Origin of the sequence: Halomonas binhaiensis, assembly GCF_008329985.2 — a bacterium.
GTDB lineage: Bacteria > Pseudomonadota > Gammaproteobacteria > Pseudomonadales > Halomonadaceae > Halomonas > Halomonas binhaiensis.
Genome location: NZ_CP038437.2, coordinates 2,866,737 through 2,883,538, shown reverse-complemented (window position 1 = coordinate 2,883,538; position 16,802 = coordinate 2,866,737). Strand labels below are relative to the sequence as shown.

General features: G+C 58.0%; 12 protein-coding genes. 7 read left to right on the top strand and 5 right to left on the bottom strand.

The features are described 5' to 3' along the window. The first annotated feature begins 161 nt into the window (after positions 1-161). From E4T21_RS12655 to E4T21_RS12640, 4 genes are all read left to right on the top strand, one after another. Positions 162-1,487: an aspartate aminotransferase family protein gene (locus tag E4T21_RS12655; RefSeq protein WP_149285380.1), complete on the top strand. Its 1,326-nt coding sequence runs from the start codon at positions 162-164 to the stop codon at positions 1,485-1,487. A gap of 43 nt (positions 1,488-1,530) precedes the next feature. Next, positions 1,531-2,097 (top strand): carboxymuconolactone decarboxylase family protein, encoded by a 567-nt coding sequence (locus E4T21_RS12650; RefSeq protein ID WP_149285378.1) that lies wholly within the window; start codon positions 1,531-1,533, stop codon positions 2,095-2,097. Between the two features lie 182 nt (positions 2,098-2,279). Continuing rightward, positions 2,280-4,184, top strand: coding sequence for an SLC13 family permease (locus E4T21_RS12645; protein WP_149285376.1), 1,905 nt, complete (start codon positions 2,280-2,282; stop codon positions 4,182-4,184). Between the two features lie 147 nt (positions 4,185-4,331). Continuing rightward, positions 4,332-5,447 carry an aminotransferase-like domain-containing protein gene (locus E4T21_RS12640; RefSeq protein ID WP_187774993.1) on the top strand — a complete coding sequence of 372 codons (1,116 nt, stop codon included), beginning with the start codon at positions 4,332-4,334 and terminating at the stop codon, positions 5,445-5,447. A gap of 112 nt (positions 5,448-5,559) precedes the next feature. On the opposite strand, the gene E4T21_RS12635 is transcribed toward E4T21_RS12640, so the two are convergent. Next, complete coding sequence (locus E4T21_RS12635) at positions 5,560-8,022, bottom strand: acyl-CoA dehydrogenase (protein ID WP_149285371.1); 2,463 nt, start codon at positions 8,020-8,022, stop codon at positions 5,560-5,562. 240 nt (positions 8,023-8,262) lie between these two features. Here E4T21_RS12635 and E4T21_RS12630 point away from each other — a divergent pair, with 240 nt between their 5' ends. Genes E4T21_RS12630 through E4T21_RS12620 form a run of 3 tightly spaced genes read left to right on the top strand, consistent with a single transcriptional unit; the run spans position 8,263 to position 11,143 of the window. Further along, complete coding sequence (locus E4T21_RS12630) at positions 8,263-8,751, top strand: hypothetical protein (protein ID WP_240349128.1); 489 nt, start codon at positions 8,263-8,265, stop codon at positions 8,749-8,751. Positions 8,752-8,771: 20 nt separating this feature from the next. Further along, the gene (arsS, locus tag E4T21_RS12625) at positions 8,772-9,734 is read left to right on the top strand and encodes an arsenosugar biosynthesis radical SAM (seleno)protein ArsS (RefSeq protein ID WP_149285369.1); all 963 of its coding nucleotides are present in this window, start codon (positions 8,772-8,774) and stop codon (positions 9,732-9,734) included. Further along, the gene (locus E4T21_RS12620; protein ID WP_149285367.1) at positions 9,731-11,143 is read left to right on the top strand and encodes an SLC5/6 family protein; all 1,413 of its coding nucleotides are present in this window, start codon (positions 9,731-9,733) and stop codon (positions 11,141-11,143) included. The genes arsS and E4T21_RS12620 overlap by 4 nt, the downstream gene beginning before the upstream one ends. A gap of 157 nt (positions 11,144-11,300) precedes the next feature. Here the strand turns inward: E4T21_RS12620 and mtnK are convergent, their stop codons facing one another. The 4 genes from mtnK to betI form a co-directional block, all read right to left on the bottom strand. Further along, entirely contained in the window at positions 11,301-12,587 is a 1,287-nt protein-coding gene (gene mtnK, locus E4T21_RS12615) for an S-methyl-5-thioribose kinase (protein WP_149285365.1), read from the bottom strand. A gap of 322 nt (positions 12,588-12,909) precedes the next feature. After that, the gene (betA, locus tag E4T21_RS12610; protein ID WP_149285363.1) at positions 12,910-14,622 is read right to left on the bottom strand and encodes a choline dehydrogenase; all 1,713 of its coding nucleotides are present in this window, start codon (positions 14,620-14,622) and stop codon (positions 12,910-12,912) included. A 76-nt stretch (positions 14,623-14,698) separates the two neighbouring features. Then, positions 14,699-16,168, bottom strand: coding sequence for a betaine-aldehyde dehydrogenase (betB, locus tag E4T21_RS12605; protein WP_149285361.1), 1,470 nt, complete (start codon positions 16,166-16,168; stop codon positions 14,699-14,701). Positions 16,169-16,186: 18 nt separating this feature from the next. Continuing rightward, positions 16,187-16,792, bottom strand: coding sequence for a transcriptional regulator BetI (gene betI, locus E4T21_RS12600; RefSeq protein WP_187774992.1), 606 nt, complete (start codon positions 16,790-16,792; stop codon positions 16,187-16,189). Positions 16,793-16,802: the final 10 nt, after the last annotated feature.

Here is a 16,802-nt window from a genome sequence, read left to right as displayed (position 1 = left end):
GTATGGGCCGACATTCAAGAGGTTAGCGTATTTTGCCAGCTGCGTGACGATCTTTCGCGCAAATTTCAATTGCCGTATTTAAAAATGCATTGTAAATTTGCATAAAGTGCCTTTTGACGTGCATGGATGCTTTTTGCCGATCCGAATACCGGGAGTCCCACATGAGCCATGTCTTCCATCGTCACCTGCACCACCAATATCCCACTGCCGTAGCCGGTGATGGGCCTTACCTGATCGATGCACAAGGGCGCCGTTATCTGGATGCCTGCGGTGGTGCGGCCGTATCCTGCCTGGGCCACAGTGATCCCCAGGTCCGCAACGCCATTGCTGAACAGGTGGCGAACATGGCCTATGCGCACAGTTCCTTCTTTACATCGCAGCCGATGGAGCAACTCGCGGACTTTCTGGTCGAGCGGGCGCCTGAAGGCATCGAATCGGTGTATTTCGTATCAGGAGGGTCCGAGGCCGTAGAAGCTGCGCTGAAAATGGCACGCCAGTACTTCCTCGAGATTGGCCAACCACAGCGACGCCACGTCATCGCCCGGCGCCAGAGCTACCATGGCAATACGCTGGGTGCCTTGGCCACAGGCGGTAATGCCTGGCGACGCCGGCCGTTCGAGCCGTTGTTGATGGAGATGACGCACGTCAGCCCTTGTTATGCCTACCGGGGGCAGGAGTCTACGGAAACCCCGGAGGCCTATGGAGAGCGCCTGGCGGCGGAGCTTGATGCCCAGATTCTGCGTCTTGGGCCTGATAGCGTCATGGCCTTCGTCGCGGAGCCGGTCGTTGGAGCGACGCTTGGTGCGGTACCAGCAGTTCCGGGATATTTTCGTCGGGTGCGCGAGATCTGCGATCGCTATGGCATTTTGTTGATTCTCGATGAGGTGATGTGTGGCATGGGCCGCACGGGTACCTTGTTTGCCGCTGAGCAGGAAGGCATCGCTGCAGACCTGACGACCGTGGCCAAAGGCCTGGGGGCGGGCTACCAACCGATTGGCGCCACCTTGGTCAGTGGCAGGATTCGCGACGCCATCGCTGCTGGTTCCGGCTTTTTCCAGCATGGCCACACCTATATCGGTCATGCCACCGCTTGTGCGGCAGCCCTTGCCGTGCAGCAGGTGATTGAAGAGCGCAACCTGCTGGCACGGGTAAGAGGGTTGGGAGAAGGACTGGAGCAACGTCTGCGCGATCGCTTTGCCGAGCATCCTCATGTCGGTGATATCCGAGGGCGCGGGCTCTTCTGGGGGCTGGAACTGGTCGAGAATCGTGAGACCAAGGCGCCCTTCGATGCAGGGCGCGGTATCAATGGACGCATCAAGGCCGCGGCCATGCAGGCTGGCCTGATGTGCTATCCCGCTGGCGGTACGGTGGATGGCCGCCAGGGCGATCACATCCTGCTGGCACCACCTTTCATTCTCGAAGAGCAGCACCTCGATGAAGTCGTCGACAAACTGGGGACGGCCATCGATCAAGTGCTTTCCCGTTGAGATAGTCACCAAGGAGCTTTCAAGGACCTCTCAAGGAGCTTTCATGAAAATTCAGTCTCGTCTTACTTCGCTCGATGATGAGCAGATGAGTGACGCTCAGCGCGCGGTGCTCAAGGACATTCTCAGTGGCCCCCGGGGAAACCTCGATGGCCCCTTCCTTGCCTGGATCCATAGCCCGGAATTGGCTGACCATGCGCAGCGTCTCGGGGCCTTCTGCCGTTATCACACGCAGTTGTCCTTGCGGCTGACGGAATTGGCCATTCTGGCGACGGCATCATGGTGGCGCTCCCAGGCGGAATGGCAGATACATGAGCCCATTGCCCGCGAAGCTGGTGTTTCCGCGGATATCATCGAGTCGCTGAGAACTGGCAAGGCGCCTGATTTCAGTGCTGCGGATGAGTCCCTGGTCTATCGGGTGGCGCGTGAGCTGTATGACACTCGTCGGGTCAGTGATGAGTTGTATCGTGACGCCGTGGATGGCCTTGGTGAGGTGGCTGTCGTCGAGCTGGTCGGCGTACTGGGATATTACGCCCTGGTTGCCATGACGCTTAATGTATTTGAAGTGCGGCGGGGGGAAGCGCCTTTGCCATTTTCCGAGCCGGCAGCGTGATCTGAACAGCACTTTCATCTCCGACAGTCTTCTTGCTGTCCTTCCGTGCTGTCATTTCCTGCTGTCATTTCCTGCTGTCTTGTGGCTGCTTTTTTGCCGTTTTTTCGCTAAGTGGGGCGTGTAGCGGCACTGCCTGAGTCATTCAGCAACTATGCTGAAGTGACGACACAGGGAGGTGCAGCATGGCGGGGTTATCGGACAGCACGCAAATCTTCATCGTCCTCGGATTGACGCTGGCAGCGTTCATCTGGGGGCGTTTTCGTTATGACCTGGTGGCCATCAGTGCGCTGCTGGTATCGGTAGTGCTCGGGCTGGTTCCTGCCGATGAAGCTTTCATGGGGTTTGGCCACCCTGCAGTCATCACGGTGGCGGCCGTACTGGTGTTGAGCAAGGGCTTCGAGCGCTCGGGGCTGGTCGATGTGATCGCTGAGCAGGCCTTGAAGGTCGGTAGTCAATTGACACTGCAACTGCTGGTCCTGACCGGTGTGGTGATGGTGTTGTCGGCGGTGATGAACAATGTCGGAGCACTGGCACTGCTGCTGCCGGTTGCTCTGCGCATGGCCAGAGAGCACAACATCTCGCCGTCGATATTGTTGATGCCGTTGGCCTTTGCATCACTGCTGGGAGGGTTGATGACCCTGATCGGCACACCACCCAACATCATCATCGCCAGCTTCCGCGCTACCCAGACGGGGGAAGCTTTCGGCATGTTCTCCTTTTCCCCGGTGGGTGCTGTCGTGGGCGTTGCGGGCCTGGCCTTCATCATTCTGCTGGGGTGGCGCCTGGTGCCCCAGAGAGCCAGCAAGGCGAGCACCGAGGCCATGTTCGAGACCTCGGAATATCTGGTGGAATTGCGTGTCGACGAAGATTCCAAGGCTAATGGCTGGTCATTGCGTGAACTTCGTCAGTCACTTGAGGAGCCGATGCCGATCCTGGGTGTCATCCGTGATGACAAGCGGCGGCCAGGACATGCCTTCATGGGGGCTTTGCAGGAAGGAGATGTCCTGCTGATGGAAGTTGGTCCTGACGAGATGAAGCTTCTGGCTGACAAGGCCGGCCTGAAGCTGGGGCGCCGTGATGAAGAGGAGGTCGATGCGGTGGCCAGCGAAGATGAGGGCGAGTCAGGAAGAACGCCAGGCAATAGCAGTGACAGCGATGATAAGCAGGCCAGAAAGCAAGACAAGAACAAGCAAGACAAGAACAAGCAAGACAAGAACAAGATTGATACCGAGGGGCTGCAGCTGATCGAAGCGGTGATTCGCAATGACTCGGTGATGGTCAACCGGACTGTCGGTCAGTTGCGTCTGCAGAATCAACATGGGCTGCATCTGGTGGCGGTGGCCCGCGACGGGGGGCGTCTCAAGCAACGCCTACGTGACATTCGTTTCCAGCCAGGAGATGTCCTGCTGCTGCAAGGGGATGAAGGCGACATTGCCGAGAGCCTGTCTGCACTGGACTGTCTGCCCCTGGCCAGCCGAGACCTGACGATTGGGCAACCTCGATTGTTGCTGATGTCGATTGGCATTTTCGTACTTGCCATCGTGGCCATGCTGCTCGACTTCATGTCGTCGGCGGTTGCATTGTCCGCGGCCGCAGTGGTGTCCCTGTTGATCGGGGTACTGCCATTGCGTGACGCCTACAAGGCCATTGATGGGCCGATCATCGTGCTGCTTGCCGCCATGTTGCCCGTGGGGCAAGCTCTGGAGAGCAGTGGCGGGGCGGCCATGGTAGCCGAGTGGATGCTGACATTGGGTAGCCAATGGCCGCCAGTGGTCACGTTGGTGGCATTGTTCGTGATCACCATGATGCTTTCGGATGTGATCAACAATGCCGCTGCAGCCGTACTGATGGCGCCCATTGCGGTCAGTCTGGCCAGCGGTTTTGGCGTATCCATGGACCCCTTTCTGATGGTGGTGGCCATCAGCGCCTCCTGCGCCTTCCTGACACCGATTGGACATCAGTCCAACACGCTGGTCATGGGGCCGGGTGGCTATCGCTTTGGCGATTACTGGCGCATGGGGTTGCCACTGGAGCTGCTGGTGCTGGCAGTGTCTATTCCGATGATTCTGTGGGTCTGGCCGCTATGACTTTCGGTTGCGTGCAGCTTAACCCGTCACAGGGAACAAGGAGCGAGACGATGAAGGAGTGTGAGGATCATGCAAGAGATAACTAAGTCACCTCGTTTGAGGTCATCCCCGGTTCGTGACCTCCTGGAAGTGGCCAGAAAGGAGGGCATGATATCGCTGGCGGGCGGCATGCCGAATAGCGATTTGATGGATATCGAGGGATTGGATGCAGCCTGCCGGACCTGGTTGTCCGATTCGCCAGCGAAGTCTCGTTATCAGTACAGCCTGACAGAAGGAGAACCTTCGCTCAGGCAAATGATAAGTGATCGGTTTCTCTCCTATGACCAAGGGGTGGACATCGATGACGTGCTGATAACGACGGGATCTCAACAAGGACTTGAGCTGGCGTTCCATGTTGCTGTTGCGCCTGGAGAGAAAGTCATTGTTGAGCGCCCGACCTACCTTGCCGCCTTGCAGATCCTGGATATTGCAGGCATCGAGATGGCAAGTGCTGGTGGCGACGAGGATGGAATAGCGCTTGATGAAGTCGAGGACCTGGCTCGATCTTCGAAGGTCGGTGCGGTGTATGTCGTGCCGGACTTCGCCAATCCAACTGGGCGGGTCATGGCACTGGAACGGCGTAGAGCCCTTATTGAACTGTCTGAAAAGTATGGTTTTTATATCATCGAAGATAACCCTTATGGGAAATTGCGTTTTTCAGGACAGGAGCTCCCCACCATTCATCAGCTTGCGCGCTCGATGGGTAGCCATAACTGCATACATGTGGCGTCCTTTTCGAAGTTCATCTCTCCTGGATTGCGTGTTGGCTGGGTGACGGCAGAGCCAAGCCTGCTCAGGGACATGGTGATCATGAAGCAGTCCAAGGACCTGCACACCAGCACCATGTCGCAAAACATCGTCTCCCACTATCTGGCGTCGGGGCGATTGGAAGCGAATCTAGACAAGGCAATGCAGGGTTACCGGCAACGCATGCATGCACTGGCGGACGCACTGAACTCAGAGCTTGCGGGCAGCATCAGCTTCACACGTCCCGAAGGCGGAATGTTCCTGTGGGGCACGCTTGAGCAAGATGTGGAGGCTTCCACCTTGCTGCAACTGGCCCTTGAAGAAGGAGTGGCATTTGTCCCCGGTGCGGAGTTCTATCCTGCTGAAGCCCGCTACGAGGGAGCTAATCAAATGCGGCTTTCATATTCGGGCATCACGCCGGAGCAAGCCGGGCCCGCAGTCATGCGCTTGAAATCGGCCTTGCGCAAACTTGGTTGAGCATGTGTGCAGTGTCAAAGGGATCGGACGAGAGTCGTTGATCAGAAATGCAATACGCCCGGCTATCTAGCCGGGCGTATTGCATCATTGGGTTCTTCTGCAGGAGTGAGGATTAGGCGGCGTCGGCGTGACGTACCAGCTTTTCCTTGTCGCTGACAAAGGCATCGAAGGCGAAGTCATCCACGCTGAGCATTTCCAGCACTTCTGCCTCACGCTCTCTCATGAACTGTGCATCCTCCTGGTTGATCACGCCTGCCTCAAGAGCGGCTTCAAGACGCTGTTCAGGATGCAGTGCCTGGGCGGGTAACTCGCCCTTGGCATGGGCCTTGTTGATGGTGCGGTACAGGGCCTCGGCACGGTCCTGGGTGGCGAGCAGCGCGTTGTAGTGAGCCAGAGGGTTGTCCTCGGTACCATCCTGCTGATCCCAGCTGCCTGCCAGCAGTTTGCTGCGTAGAGGGGTGTGGCGAGAGACCTGGGCGGCAATGTTGCGTGCAAGGTCGTCATGGGGCTTGGACCAACGCCGACCACGCGGCATCACGACGAGCTTCAGAACGCGCCCCAATGCCCGGTTGGGCAGGTTATCGAACACTTCAACGAAGGCTTGTTCAGCACGGTAGAGCAGGAAAGTACAGGCGTACTGGAACAGCGCTTTCTCACCTTCGACCTTGTCGCCTTCATGCCAGTGCTTGATCACCATGCTGGTGAGATAGAGGTTGGCCAGGATGTCGCCGAGACGCGCGGAGAGCATCTCTCGTTGCTTGAGGGCCGAGCCGAGGCTGGCCATGGCGGCATCGGCGCATAGTCCGAAGCCTGCGGATAGACGCGCCACATCCTGAGCGAAGGGGGTGGCAACCTGGTCGAAGGGCGTCGAGGGTTGGCCGAACCCCAGCCCCTGTGTCAGGCCCATGCTGAAGGCTCGGGCTGCATTGCCGAAAATCAACCCGGCATGCGCGAAGAAGGCCTTGTCGAAGCGGGCCTGGTCTTCCGTATCCTTGGCGGCCAGTTCTTCGAGCACATAAGGGTGGCAGCGAATGGCACCCTGGCCGAAGATCATCAGGTTGCGGGTCATGATATTGGCGCCTTCCACGGTGATGGCCACCGGGTTGGCGCTGTAGCCGATACCGATATAGTTGCGCGGACCAAGGGTGACTGCCTTGCCACCATGGATGTCCATGGCATCGGCCAGCACTTCACGCTGAAATTCGGTCAGGTGGCTCTTGAGAATGGCTGAAGGTACAGAAGGCGCTTCCCCATGGTCGATGGTGTTGGCGGTCTGGTAGACCACGGCATTGGCGATATAGCCCTTGGCTGCCATGCGTGCCAGAGGCTCTTGAACACCTTCCATCTCCGCGACAGGAACGTTGAACTGACGACGAATGCGGGCGAAGCCTCCCGCCCAACCGATGGCATAACGGCTGGTGCCCGTGGCGCCGGAGGGCAGGGTGATACAGCGGCCCACGGACAGGCATTCGACCAGCATGCGCCATCCTTCGCCAGCCATTTTCGGGCCACCGATGATGGTATCCAGCGGGACGAAGACATCCTGGCCGCGAATCGGGCCATTCATGAAGGGGCTGCCGATGGGGTGGTGACGACGGCCGATCTCCATGCCTTCGGTATCGCGTGGCACCAGGGCGCAGGTGATACCCAGGTCCTCTTCGTCACCCAGCAGGTGATCCGGGTCGAACATGCGGAAGGCCAGGCCGACTACGGTGGCAATGGGCGCGAGAGTGATCCAGCGCTTGTTGAAGGTCAGAGAGAGACCCAGCACTTCCTCTCCGTCGATGACCTTCTTGCACACGATGCCGACATCCGGCAGGGAGGTGGCATCGGAGCCGGCACGTGGTCCCGTCAGGCCGAAGCAGGGGATTTCGCGGCCATCTGCCAGGCGTGGCAGGTAGTGGTCCTTCTGTTCCTGGGTGCCGTACTTGAGCAGCAGCTCTCCAGGGCCAAGCGAGTTGGGAACGCCAACGGTGACCATCAATGTCTCATTGACGGCAAGTTTCTGCAGCACGGCAGACTGTGCCTTGGCGGAGAAACCCAGGCCGCCGTATTCCTTCGGAATGATCATGCCGAAGAAACGTTCCTTCTTGATGTAGTTCCACAGTTCCTCGGGCAGGTCTGCACGTTCCTTGGCAATGTCCCAGGAATTGCACATGCCGGCGGCCACGCTGCACTGGTGGTCGATAAAGGCACGCTCTTCTTCGCTCAGGCCATCATCATGAAATGACAACAATCGCTGCCAGTCCGGCTTTCCGGAAAACAGTTCTCCATCCCAGGCGACGCTGCCTGCTTCCAGGGCCGTGCGCTCGGTTTCGGAGACCTTCGGGGCTACTTTCTTGAACATCGCGAACAGGCGGGCTGTCAGCCACTTGTTGCGCAAGGCGGGGAGGCCACAGGCAGCAATGATCGCAGCGCAGGCCAGCAGTACGACGGCAGCCAGGCTTGCCCCGCTTATCAGACCAATCAACCCGAAGATTCCGGGCACTGCCAGAGCAGGAAGAGCACCGGCTTCGCGCCGGGCGACAAGAATCAGACCAACAAGGGTGAGCAACAGCAGGAGCAGGCTGAGCATGAGGCTCTCCAGTCAGGAATAATTAAACACTTGTTTGAATACTGGCAGAGCCCCGCTGTTTCAGCAAGGGAAGGAGGAGGCGAAAGCAAGGCCCTTGGACCAATGTCGAGTATGGCGCTGGAATGGGCAGGGCAAAAGGCGTGCATCTCATACTTTCCTGCCAAGTGTAAGGTTCGTGATTCTACATCGACATGTCTACGCGGCAGTTGGCTTGCGTGACTGCCGAGTGGAAGCCCTTCCATGCGTTCGATCCATGGCGGTCATGCTGTAGGTTCGAAGTGGTGGGCGAATATGGAAACAGGCAATGGAGCCCATGCAATGGAAGGACTTAAGACCAGTTTATTGTCGTTACGTCTAGGTGTGTTTGTCGTGTTGTTCGTCTGGACGCTGGACAAGTTTCTCGATCCTGCTCACGGCAGCCGTGTCTTCGACACTTTCTTTGGCATCGAGGGCATAGGGAATATCGCAATCCATGCATTGGGGGGTCTTGAGTTGATTCTGGTGCTGGCGTTTGTCAGCGGCAGCTTCAAACGCATCAGCTATGGTTTGGTACTGATGCTACATGGGATCACAACGTTGGTGACTATCCCTTCGATGGTGACAGACCCATTCGGCAACCTGTTGTTCTTTGCTGCGTTCCCCATGCTGGCGGCGTGCTGGACGCTGTATGTGATGCGTGACCACGACACGTTGCTGACCGTAAAACGCGGCAAAAGCTCAAATGTATGATGTCGGAGCACAGGTGATTCATGCTTGATACCAGAGAATATCTTATCGCCGGCGGGTTTCCTCCGATCAGGCGCCGTACACTGCGCACGCTGCAAGTGAATATCGGCTATCTATGCAACCTGTCTTGCACGCATTGTCACGTTGCTGCCAGTCCGCGCCGCACCGAGATGATGGATGAAGAGACGCAGGCATTGGTGCTGGAATTCATTGATCGGCATGACATCAAGACGCTCGATCTGACGGGAGGCGCCCCGGAAATGATGCCGGCGTTCCGTCCTCTGGTGAAAGCGGCGTACGAACGTGGTGTGCATGTCATCGATCGCAGCAACTTGACCATTCTGGTGGAGCCTGGTCACGAAGATCTGGTGGCATTTCTGGCCGCACATCAGGTTGAAGTCGTGGCATCCCTGCCTTGCTATACCGAGGACAATGTTGACGCGCAGCGCGGCAAGGGAGTGTTCAACGCCAGTATTGAAGGCCTGCGCAGGCTCAATGCGGCGGGCTATGGCAGCGGTGAACCAGGTGCACCTGAGTTGCACCTGGTGTTCAATCCGGGTGGCCCCAGCTTGCCTCCACCACAACAGCAACTGGAACAAGCCTACAAGCGTGAACTGGCAGAGCAGTTCGGCATTCAGTTCGACGGCTTGTTCACCATCACCAATATGCCGATTGCACGTTTTGGCAGCCAGTTGATCTCCAAAGGCGGGTTCAATGACTACATGGCACTACTCAAGGACAGCCATTGTGATGCCAATCTTGAGCACGTGATGTGTCGAGATACCTTGTCAGTGGATTATCGCGGCTATACCTACGACTGCGATTTCAATCAAATGCTTGATATGCCACTGGGTGGCAAGCAAGGTGCCTTGCACCTGCGGGATCTGCTGGAACACGACTTTTCCCATCAGCCGATTCAGGTGGCGAGCCACTGCTACGGCTGCACGGCAGGGCAAGGCTCAAGCTGTGGAGGCGCGCTGGCATGAGTACAGTATTCCTCATGGCCTTCTGGGGTTTTCTGTGTGTCTATGGCGTACTGCTGGTGTGGCTGACGCCGCGTGCCTCTAGTGCAGAAGGCTTCTTCAACGGGATGGTGAATGGGCGAGCAGTATCCATGCCGATGTTGACGCTGTCGGTATTCATCTCCTGGATCTTTGCCAAATCAATTACCAATGCCGCTAACCTCGGTGCCTCCTACGGACTGGTGGGAGGGCTGGCCTATGCGACCTGGTGGTTATCGATTCCGGTTGCTGGCGTGGTCATCCTTTATCTTCGTCGCCGTTTCGCCGCCACCGGGCTTGTAGCATTTCTGATGCAACGCTATGGCCGTGCTGCTGCATTGGCCTTCTCGCTGGCGATCCTGGTGCGGCTATACAACGAGATATGGAGTAATACCGCAGTGGTGGGCGGCTACTTTGGTGCGCCTGGTTCGACAAGCTTCATTGCAGCAGCATTGGCCTTTACGGGCTTTACCCTGGTTTACAGCCTCAAGGGAGGCATGCGTGGTTCGCTGTTCACGGATGCTATCCAGAGTGCGCTGTTTGTCGTTCTGCTTGGACTGGTCATGTTCTGGGTATTGCCGCAGACAAGCACCAATGAAACGCCCTTGTTGCATGCCGGTGAGTGGACGCTGGCGGGGGGCGTCGATCTCATGCTGGTAGCGATGCTGCAGGTGTTCAGTTATCCCTTTCATGATCCCGTACTGACGGATCGAGGCTTTCTCAATCGCGAACGCGATATGCTGCGAGCATTTATCATCGCAGGCGTGGCCGGGTTCCTGGCGATTGCCCTGTTCAGTCTGGTGGGCGTCCAGGCGTATGTAGAGGGTATCGAGACCCATGGTAATGCGCCTGCGGCTGTAGCGGCGTTACTGGGAAGCGGTACATTGCTGCTGATGTCGATGCTGATGATCGCTGCGGCAGGCTCGACTCTGGATTCCACCTTTGCCTCGCTGTCAGCATCGTTGGCCCGTGATATTCCAGCCTTGGCCGAGCGCCTGCCCAGTGCCCGGCAGTGGCGTAATGGTGCCATTGTCATGGTGGTATTTGCGGTACTGGGTAACCTGCCGATGCTGGCTGGCACGGATATTCTCAAGGCAACGACCATTTCCGGCACTATGGTCATGGGATTGGCGCCAGTATTTATCCTTGCTCGCTATTCTCCTGGAGCGGCGAGCTTCCATCTGGCCTTCTGGCCCGGCATGGCCTTTGGCCTGCTGCATGCTTTTGCCGCGCTGCCTGAATGGATGGCCATTGGAGAGGGAAAATATGCTCTGCTGCTGGGGGCAAATGCTTGGGGGCTATTGGTATGCTGCGTTGGGTTTTTCCTGCCGAAGCTGTGGCAGACTGGGTCTGCACAGGCGTCGCTGCCTGCCGTGACTGTGCGTCAAGAGTGAATTTGAAAGACGTGTGAGACAAGGCACCGATGGCGAAGATACCTCCGGTGCCTTGTCAGTTGGGGCAGCCCCGGTCGCGACAGGATTGCAATTGGACGAGTAGTGTCCTTGGGCTCGTGTCATCAGGCTCGTGTCATCAGGCTGGGGCTTGTGATTGTCAGGTCTGCTTTATTCTGGCCTGGATGGGACGGCAAAGGAGCCGTTCGGCACAGAGTAGGGCATCGCCGAGCGTGTGAAATTCATGACGCTTCAATAGCCATTGGCGAGCGATCTGAAGGGCTTGCTGTTCGAGCTCCGCGCGTAGCGATGGGTTGGTGATATGCTCGAAGTCCTCTACATGGGCTATGCCGATGATGCGACGAATGATCTCGGCACCGGCGAAACCGAGGCTGTCGGCAAGCACTGTGTGCAGGTGTCGGTCGAGCAGCATGTCGAGGCTTTCCGCATCGAGATGCATTGCGGTGATGAAGTCGCCAGCATGCGTGTGGGCCAATGCGCGAAAGCGTCGCGTAAAACGTTGCCATAGCTGATGGATACAGGACAGCAGCCAATGGCTCATATCCTCTTGCTCGCGAAGTGATTGGCGGTGCCCCGCTTGACTGATGGCGGCCATCAACAAGTTGCCGATCAGGACGCCTGAATCAAACCCCATTGGGCCATGAAATGCCCACTCAGCATCAATGACCCGGTTGTCACTGCCCCTGAGCATGATGGATCCAGTGTGAAGGTCGCCATGTATCAGGGCCTCCGAACGTGTGCGAAAGACCTGTTTCATCTGGGTGGCAGCCAGTTTCAACGGGATGTCGGCGCGTAGCTGCCTGGCCATGTATGCCGTGCCGGGTGTCACCCGGTTCATGGGGTGGTGGTGATAGGGGCTGGTGAAAATGACATCTTCACTGGTTTCACACAGTACGGCGTTACCGCAAAAGGTCGCCGCCAGGGATTTCTTCTGCGGGGTGGAGAGATGATAGTCAGAGGTGAAGAACAGGCTGTGGGCAAGAAAATCACCCAGCTGCACGCCCAGGTCAGGAAACTGCTGGCCCCGGATGAATGCCAGACGAGCGACGCTGTGATGCCTGAGGTCTTCCATGACCATCACGCCGAGTTGATGGTCGTGATGTAGCATCCGAGGTGATTGATGTGGCGTCAATCGGTTGTACCAGCCCAGGGCCTCAGCTTCGTAGTCGATACGAGAGACAGGAAATGGCCAGTCTTCACCGATGACGCGAATATAGGGCAATGCCTGCTTGATGATGACGGAGCCATTCGGGCCGCTCAGGCGATAGACGGCATTCATGTTGCCGTCGCTGATTTCATTGGCTTGCCAGTGATCGGCATTGCCACCAAGGATTGCCGCTACATTCGCCACCTTGGCCATGACAGGAGCCAATTCACTTATGCCGAGAATGCGGTAGTCCAGAGGTCGTGGAAAGGCCTGGCTCATGAAGGCTCCTTGTTGTGTATATGTTGTTATGCATATGGCGAGCTCTCATGCGCTCAATAATGTCTTGGGGCGGAAAGATTTTTGTGGCGAAAGAGGCCATGTATCGCTTGTAGCATTTGCAGCAGCAACGAATGGATGTTCAGGTCCGGTTGGTTGTGCTGCCTTGAAGCGACTGTCGCCGTTGATGTGAAAAGGCCTTGATGGAAAGTCGAGTCAGGTGCGAATTCCTTACATGAAGGAATGATGGCGGGCTCACGCAGCAACCCCGGCATGAAGCCGGGGTTGGAAGGGAACACCGAATAGGCAGGATGGTGGTGTAATGTCAGCCGATGGAATCATGCTCTGGCTGGATGTTGCGCATGGGCTCCTGCTGTGCCGGCGCACCGTTGGCGATGTAGTAGGGTGCAGTGCTGGGAGGCGCCATTTCGCGACCGCGGATCTTGTCGGCCATGCGCTCGGCCAGCATGATCGTCGGTGCATTGAGGTTGCCGGTAGGGATGACCGGGAACAGCGAGGCATCCACCACGCGCAGATTTTCAACACCATGCACGTGGCCTGCGCCGTCGACGACACAGTCATCTCCTTCACCCATGCGACAGCTGCCGCAAGGGTGGTAGGCGGTTTCGGCGTGTTCACGCACGAAGGCATCCAGTTCATCATCGCTCTGGATATGCGCCCCCGGTGAGATTTCACGACCACGGTACTCGTCCAGAGCCGGCTGGGCCATGATTTCCCGGGTGAGGCGGATGGCATCGCGAAATTCCTGCCAATCCTTGTCGGTCGACATGTAATTGAACAGGATCGACGGCGCTGCCTTGGGATCACGCGAGGTCAGGCGTACCCGACCCTCGCTTTCTGAACGCATGGAACCGACATGTGCCTGGAAGCCGTGCGCCTGGACAGCACTCTTGCCGTTGTAGCTGATGGCGATGGGCAGGAAGTGGTACTGCAGGTTCGGCCACTCTTCCGCATCGTTGGTACGGATGAAACCGGCTGCCTCGAAATGGTTGCTGGCGCCCAGTCCGCTGCCCATGAACAGCCATTCAGCCCCGATCTTGGGCTGGTTGTACCACTTCAGCGCCGGGTACAGGGAAATGGGCTTCTTGCATTCAAACTGGATATACATCTCCAGATGGTCCTGTAGATGCTTGCCGACGTTGTCGTTGACATGTACGGCCTCAATGCCGAACTCGTCGAGCACATCCTGGGGACCAATGCCGGAGCGCTGCAGGATTTGGGGGGAGGCGATGGCGCCGGCGCACAGCAGTACTTCACGTTGGGCACGGACTTCCTGCACCTGGCCTTTGCGCTCGTAACGTACACCAACGGCACGCTTGCCCTCGAACATGATGACGTCAGTGGTGGCATGCGTCTCGATGGTCAGGTTGGCGCGACCCTTGGCCTGGTCAAGATAGCCACGTGCTGTGCTGGAGCGCCGACCATTCGGCGTGACAAAGCGGTCCATTGGCCCGAAGCCTTCCTGCTGGTAGCCGTTGACATCCTCGGTGGCGGGATAGCCCGCTTGCTGGCCCGCCTCGATAAAGGCGTGGTACAGCGGGTTGTTATCTGCCTTGGGCGTCGTCACGCTGACTGGACCATCACCGCCGTGGTAGTCATTGGGACCGATATCACGGGTCTCCGCCTTGCGGAAGTAGGGCAGGCAGTTAAGGTAATGCCAGTCCTCCAGTCCCGAACGCTTGGCCCAGTTGTCGTAATCCAGTGCATTGCCACGGATGTAGCACATGCCGTTGATCAGCGAAGAGCCACCAAGTCCCTTGCCACGACCACATTCCATGCGTCGTCCGCTCATATGGGGCTCAGGGTCTGTTTCGTAGGCCCAGTTATAGCGCTTGCCTTGAAGAGGGTACGCCAGGGCTGCAGGCATCTGGGTACGGAAGTCGAGCCGGTAGTCAGGACCACCAGCCTCCAGCAGCAGCACGCTGACATTTTCATCTTCTGTCAGACGCGTCGCGAGCACATTGCCGGCTGAGCCGGCACCAATGATGACATAGTCGAATTGGCGAACTTGGGTCATGACTACCTCTTTGATGCGTGAAACACCAGAACGCTGAACACCTGAGCGCCCAAACTTGGCACTCAAACCTGGACGCTTAAAAAACCGAAGCGAACGGTCCCATCTCGATCTGGATGGACTTGGTCTGGGTGTAGTGAGCCAGTGTTTCGATGCCGTTCTCGCGGCCAACGCCGGATTGCTTGTAGCCACCTACCGGCATTTCGGCAGGGGACTCACCCCAGGTGTTGATCCAGCAGATGCCTGCCTCGAGACGGTGGATCATGCGGTGGGCCTGGTTGAGGCTTTCAGTGAAAACCCCGGCAGCGAGGCCGTAGGTGGTGTCATTGGCCCGCTCGAGGACTTCTTCTTCACTGTCGAAGCCAAGGATCGCCATCACCGGGCCGAAGATCTCCTCGCGCACGATACGCATGTCATCGGTGCAGTCGCTGAATACGGTGGGAGCTGCCCAGGCACCCTTGGCCCAATCGCCTTGGTCCCAGGTGTCGCCACCGGCCAGGAGGCGAGCGCCTTCCTGCTTGCCCAGTTCGATATAGGACAGCACCTTCTGCTGATGCTCGAAGCTGACCAGAGGGCCGAAGTTGACCTCAGGATCGAGAGGATCCCCAGCCTTGATACGCAGGACACGCTCTGCAATCAGTGCTTCGAATTCTGCCTTGACGGCATTGTCGACGAACACACGAGTGCCATTGGTGCAGACTTGGCCACTGGAGTAGTAGTTGGCCATCATGGCAGCGTCGGCGGCTCGCACCAGATCGGCATCACGGCAGACGATCAGGGGAGACTTGCCGCCCAGCTCCATGGTCACATCCTTGAGAGTGGACGCGGCTGCCGCAGACATGACCTTCTTGCCAGTGCCGACTTCTCCGGTGAAGGAGACCTTGGCGATATCCGGATGCGCGGTGATGGCCTGGCCGACGCTTGCGGCACCATGGACGACATTGAAGACGCCATCAGGCAGGCCGGCTTCGGTAAAGATCTCGGCCAGGATCATGGTGGTCAGGGGCGTGACTTCGCTGGGCTTGAACACTACGGCATTGCCTGCTGCCAGAGCAGGGGCTGCCTTCCAGCAAGCGATCTGGATGGGATAGTTCCAGGCACCGATGGAACCGATCACGCCCAGGGGCTCGCGGCGGGTATAGACAAAGCTGTCTTCGCGCAGGGGGATCTGGCTGCCTTCGATGGCCGCTGCAAGACCAGCGTAATATTCGATGACATCTGCACCGGTAACGATATCGACGCTGGACGTTTCGCTATATGGCTTGCCGGTATTGAGGGTTTCGAGCCTGGCGATGTCATCATTGCGTTCACGCAGAATGGCGACGGCACGCTGCATGACGCGGCCTCGTTCCATGCCTGACATGGCTGCCCAGACTTTCTGGCCGCGCTGGCTTGAAGCCACGGCAGCATTCAGGTCGGCTTGACTGGCAACCTGAACATCGGCCAGATGACTGCCATCATAGGGATTGATGACCGAGAAGGATTCGCCGGAAGTCGCTTGTTGGCGGCGTCCGTCAATGTACAGTGTCTGGATGTCGAGTAATGGCATGGCACCCTCTTGAAAAGATTAGTTTTTGTCGTGACCAGTGTGGTGTTCGACAAGACGGTCAACATACTCCCGAGCCAACTGGCGAGCTTCCAGCGGGTCCAGGCCCTCTGGGCTCAGTGCGCCGCGCAACCATAAGCCATCGATCATGGCGGCAGTTCCTCGAGCGGCGTCCTGCGCCTCCTGACGGGGCATCAAGCGCCGGTACTGATGGCACAGGTTGGCGTACAGGCGGCGGTCATTGGCTCTCTGCAGGCGTTGCAGGTCTGGCTTGTGTACGGAATTGGCCCAGAAGGCCAGCCACGTGACGGCGGCTCGCTCATTGGTCTGCGAAGAGTCGAAGTTACCGTCGACGATGGCGAGCAGGTGAGCGCGTGGACTGTCATCGTCCAGTGCCTTGCGGCGTGCCGCCACTGCCTTGTTAAGATCCTTGAGGATCTGGCGCATGGTGGCTTCGAGCAAACCATCCTTGCCGCCAAAGTAGTGACTGATGATGCCTGCGGATACACCCGCGTGGCGGGCGATGCGCACGACAGTTGCATCGGCCAGACCGACATCACTGATAGCTGTCATGGTGGCCTGGATCAGTTGCTGGCGACGGATCGGCTCCATTCCCACTTTTGGCATTGCATACTCC

Bases quoted from the DNA above. Each gene is read 5' to 3' on its own strand.
- E4T21_RS12620 (WP_149285367.1), top strand. From the start codon at position 9,731: ATGAGTACAGTATTCCTCATGGCCTTCTGGGGTTTTCTGTGTGTCTAT.
- E4T21_RS12645 (WP_149285376.1), top strand. From the start codon at position 2,280: ATGGCGGGGTTATCGGACAGCACGCAAATCTTCATCGTCCTCGGATTG.
- arsS (WP_149285369.1), top strand. From the start codon at position 8,772: ATGCTTGATACCAGAGAATATCTTATCGCCGGCGGGTTTCCTCCGATC.
- E4T21_RS12640 (WP_187774993.1), top strand. From the start codon at position 4,332: ATGATATCGCTGGCGGGCGGCATGCCGAATAGCGATTTGATGGATATC.
- E4T21_RS12650 (WP_149285378.1), top strand. From the start codon at position 1,531: ATGAAAATTCAGTCTCGTCTTACTTCGCTCGATGATGAGCAGATGAGT.
- betI (WP_187774992.1), bottom strand. From the start codon at position 16,792: ATGCCAAAAGTGGGAATGGAGCCGATCCGTCGCCAGCAACTGATCCAG.
- mtnK (WP_149285365.1), bottom strand. From the start codon at position 12,587: ATGAGCCAGGCCTTTCCACGACCTCTGGACTACCGCATTCTCGGCATA.
- E4T21_RS12630 (WP_240349128.1), top strand. From the start codon at position 8,263: ATGCGTTCGATCCATGGCGGTCATGCTGTAGGTTCGAAGTGGTGGGCG.
- E4T21_RS12655 (WP_149285380.1), top strand. From the start codon at position 162: ATGAGCCATGTCTTCCATCGTCACCTGCACCACCAATATCCCACTGCC.
- E4T21_RS12635 (WP_149285371.1), bottom strand. From the start codon at position 8,022: ATGCTCAGCCTGCTCCTGCTGTTGCTCACCCTTGTTGGTCTGATTCTT.
- betA (WP_149285363.1), bottom strand. From the start codon at position 14,622: ATGACCCAAGTTCGCCAATTCGACTATGTCATCATTGGTGCCGGCTCA.
- betB (WP_149285361.1), bottom strand. From the start codon at position 16,168: ATGCCATTACTCGACATCCAGACACTGTACATTGACGGACGCCGCCAA.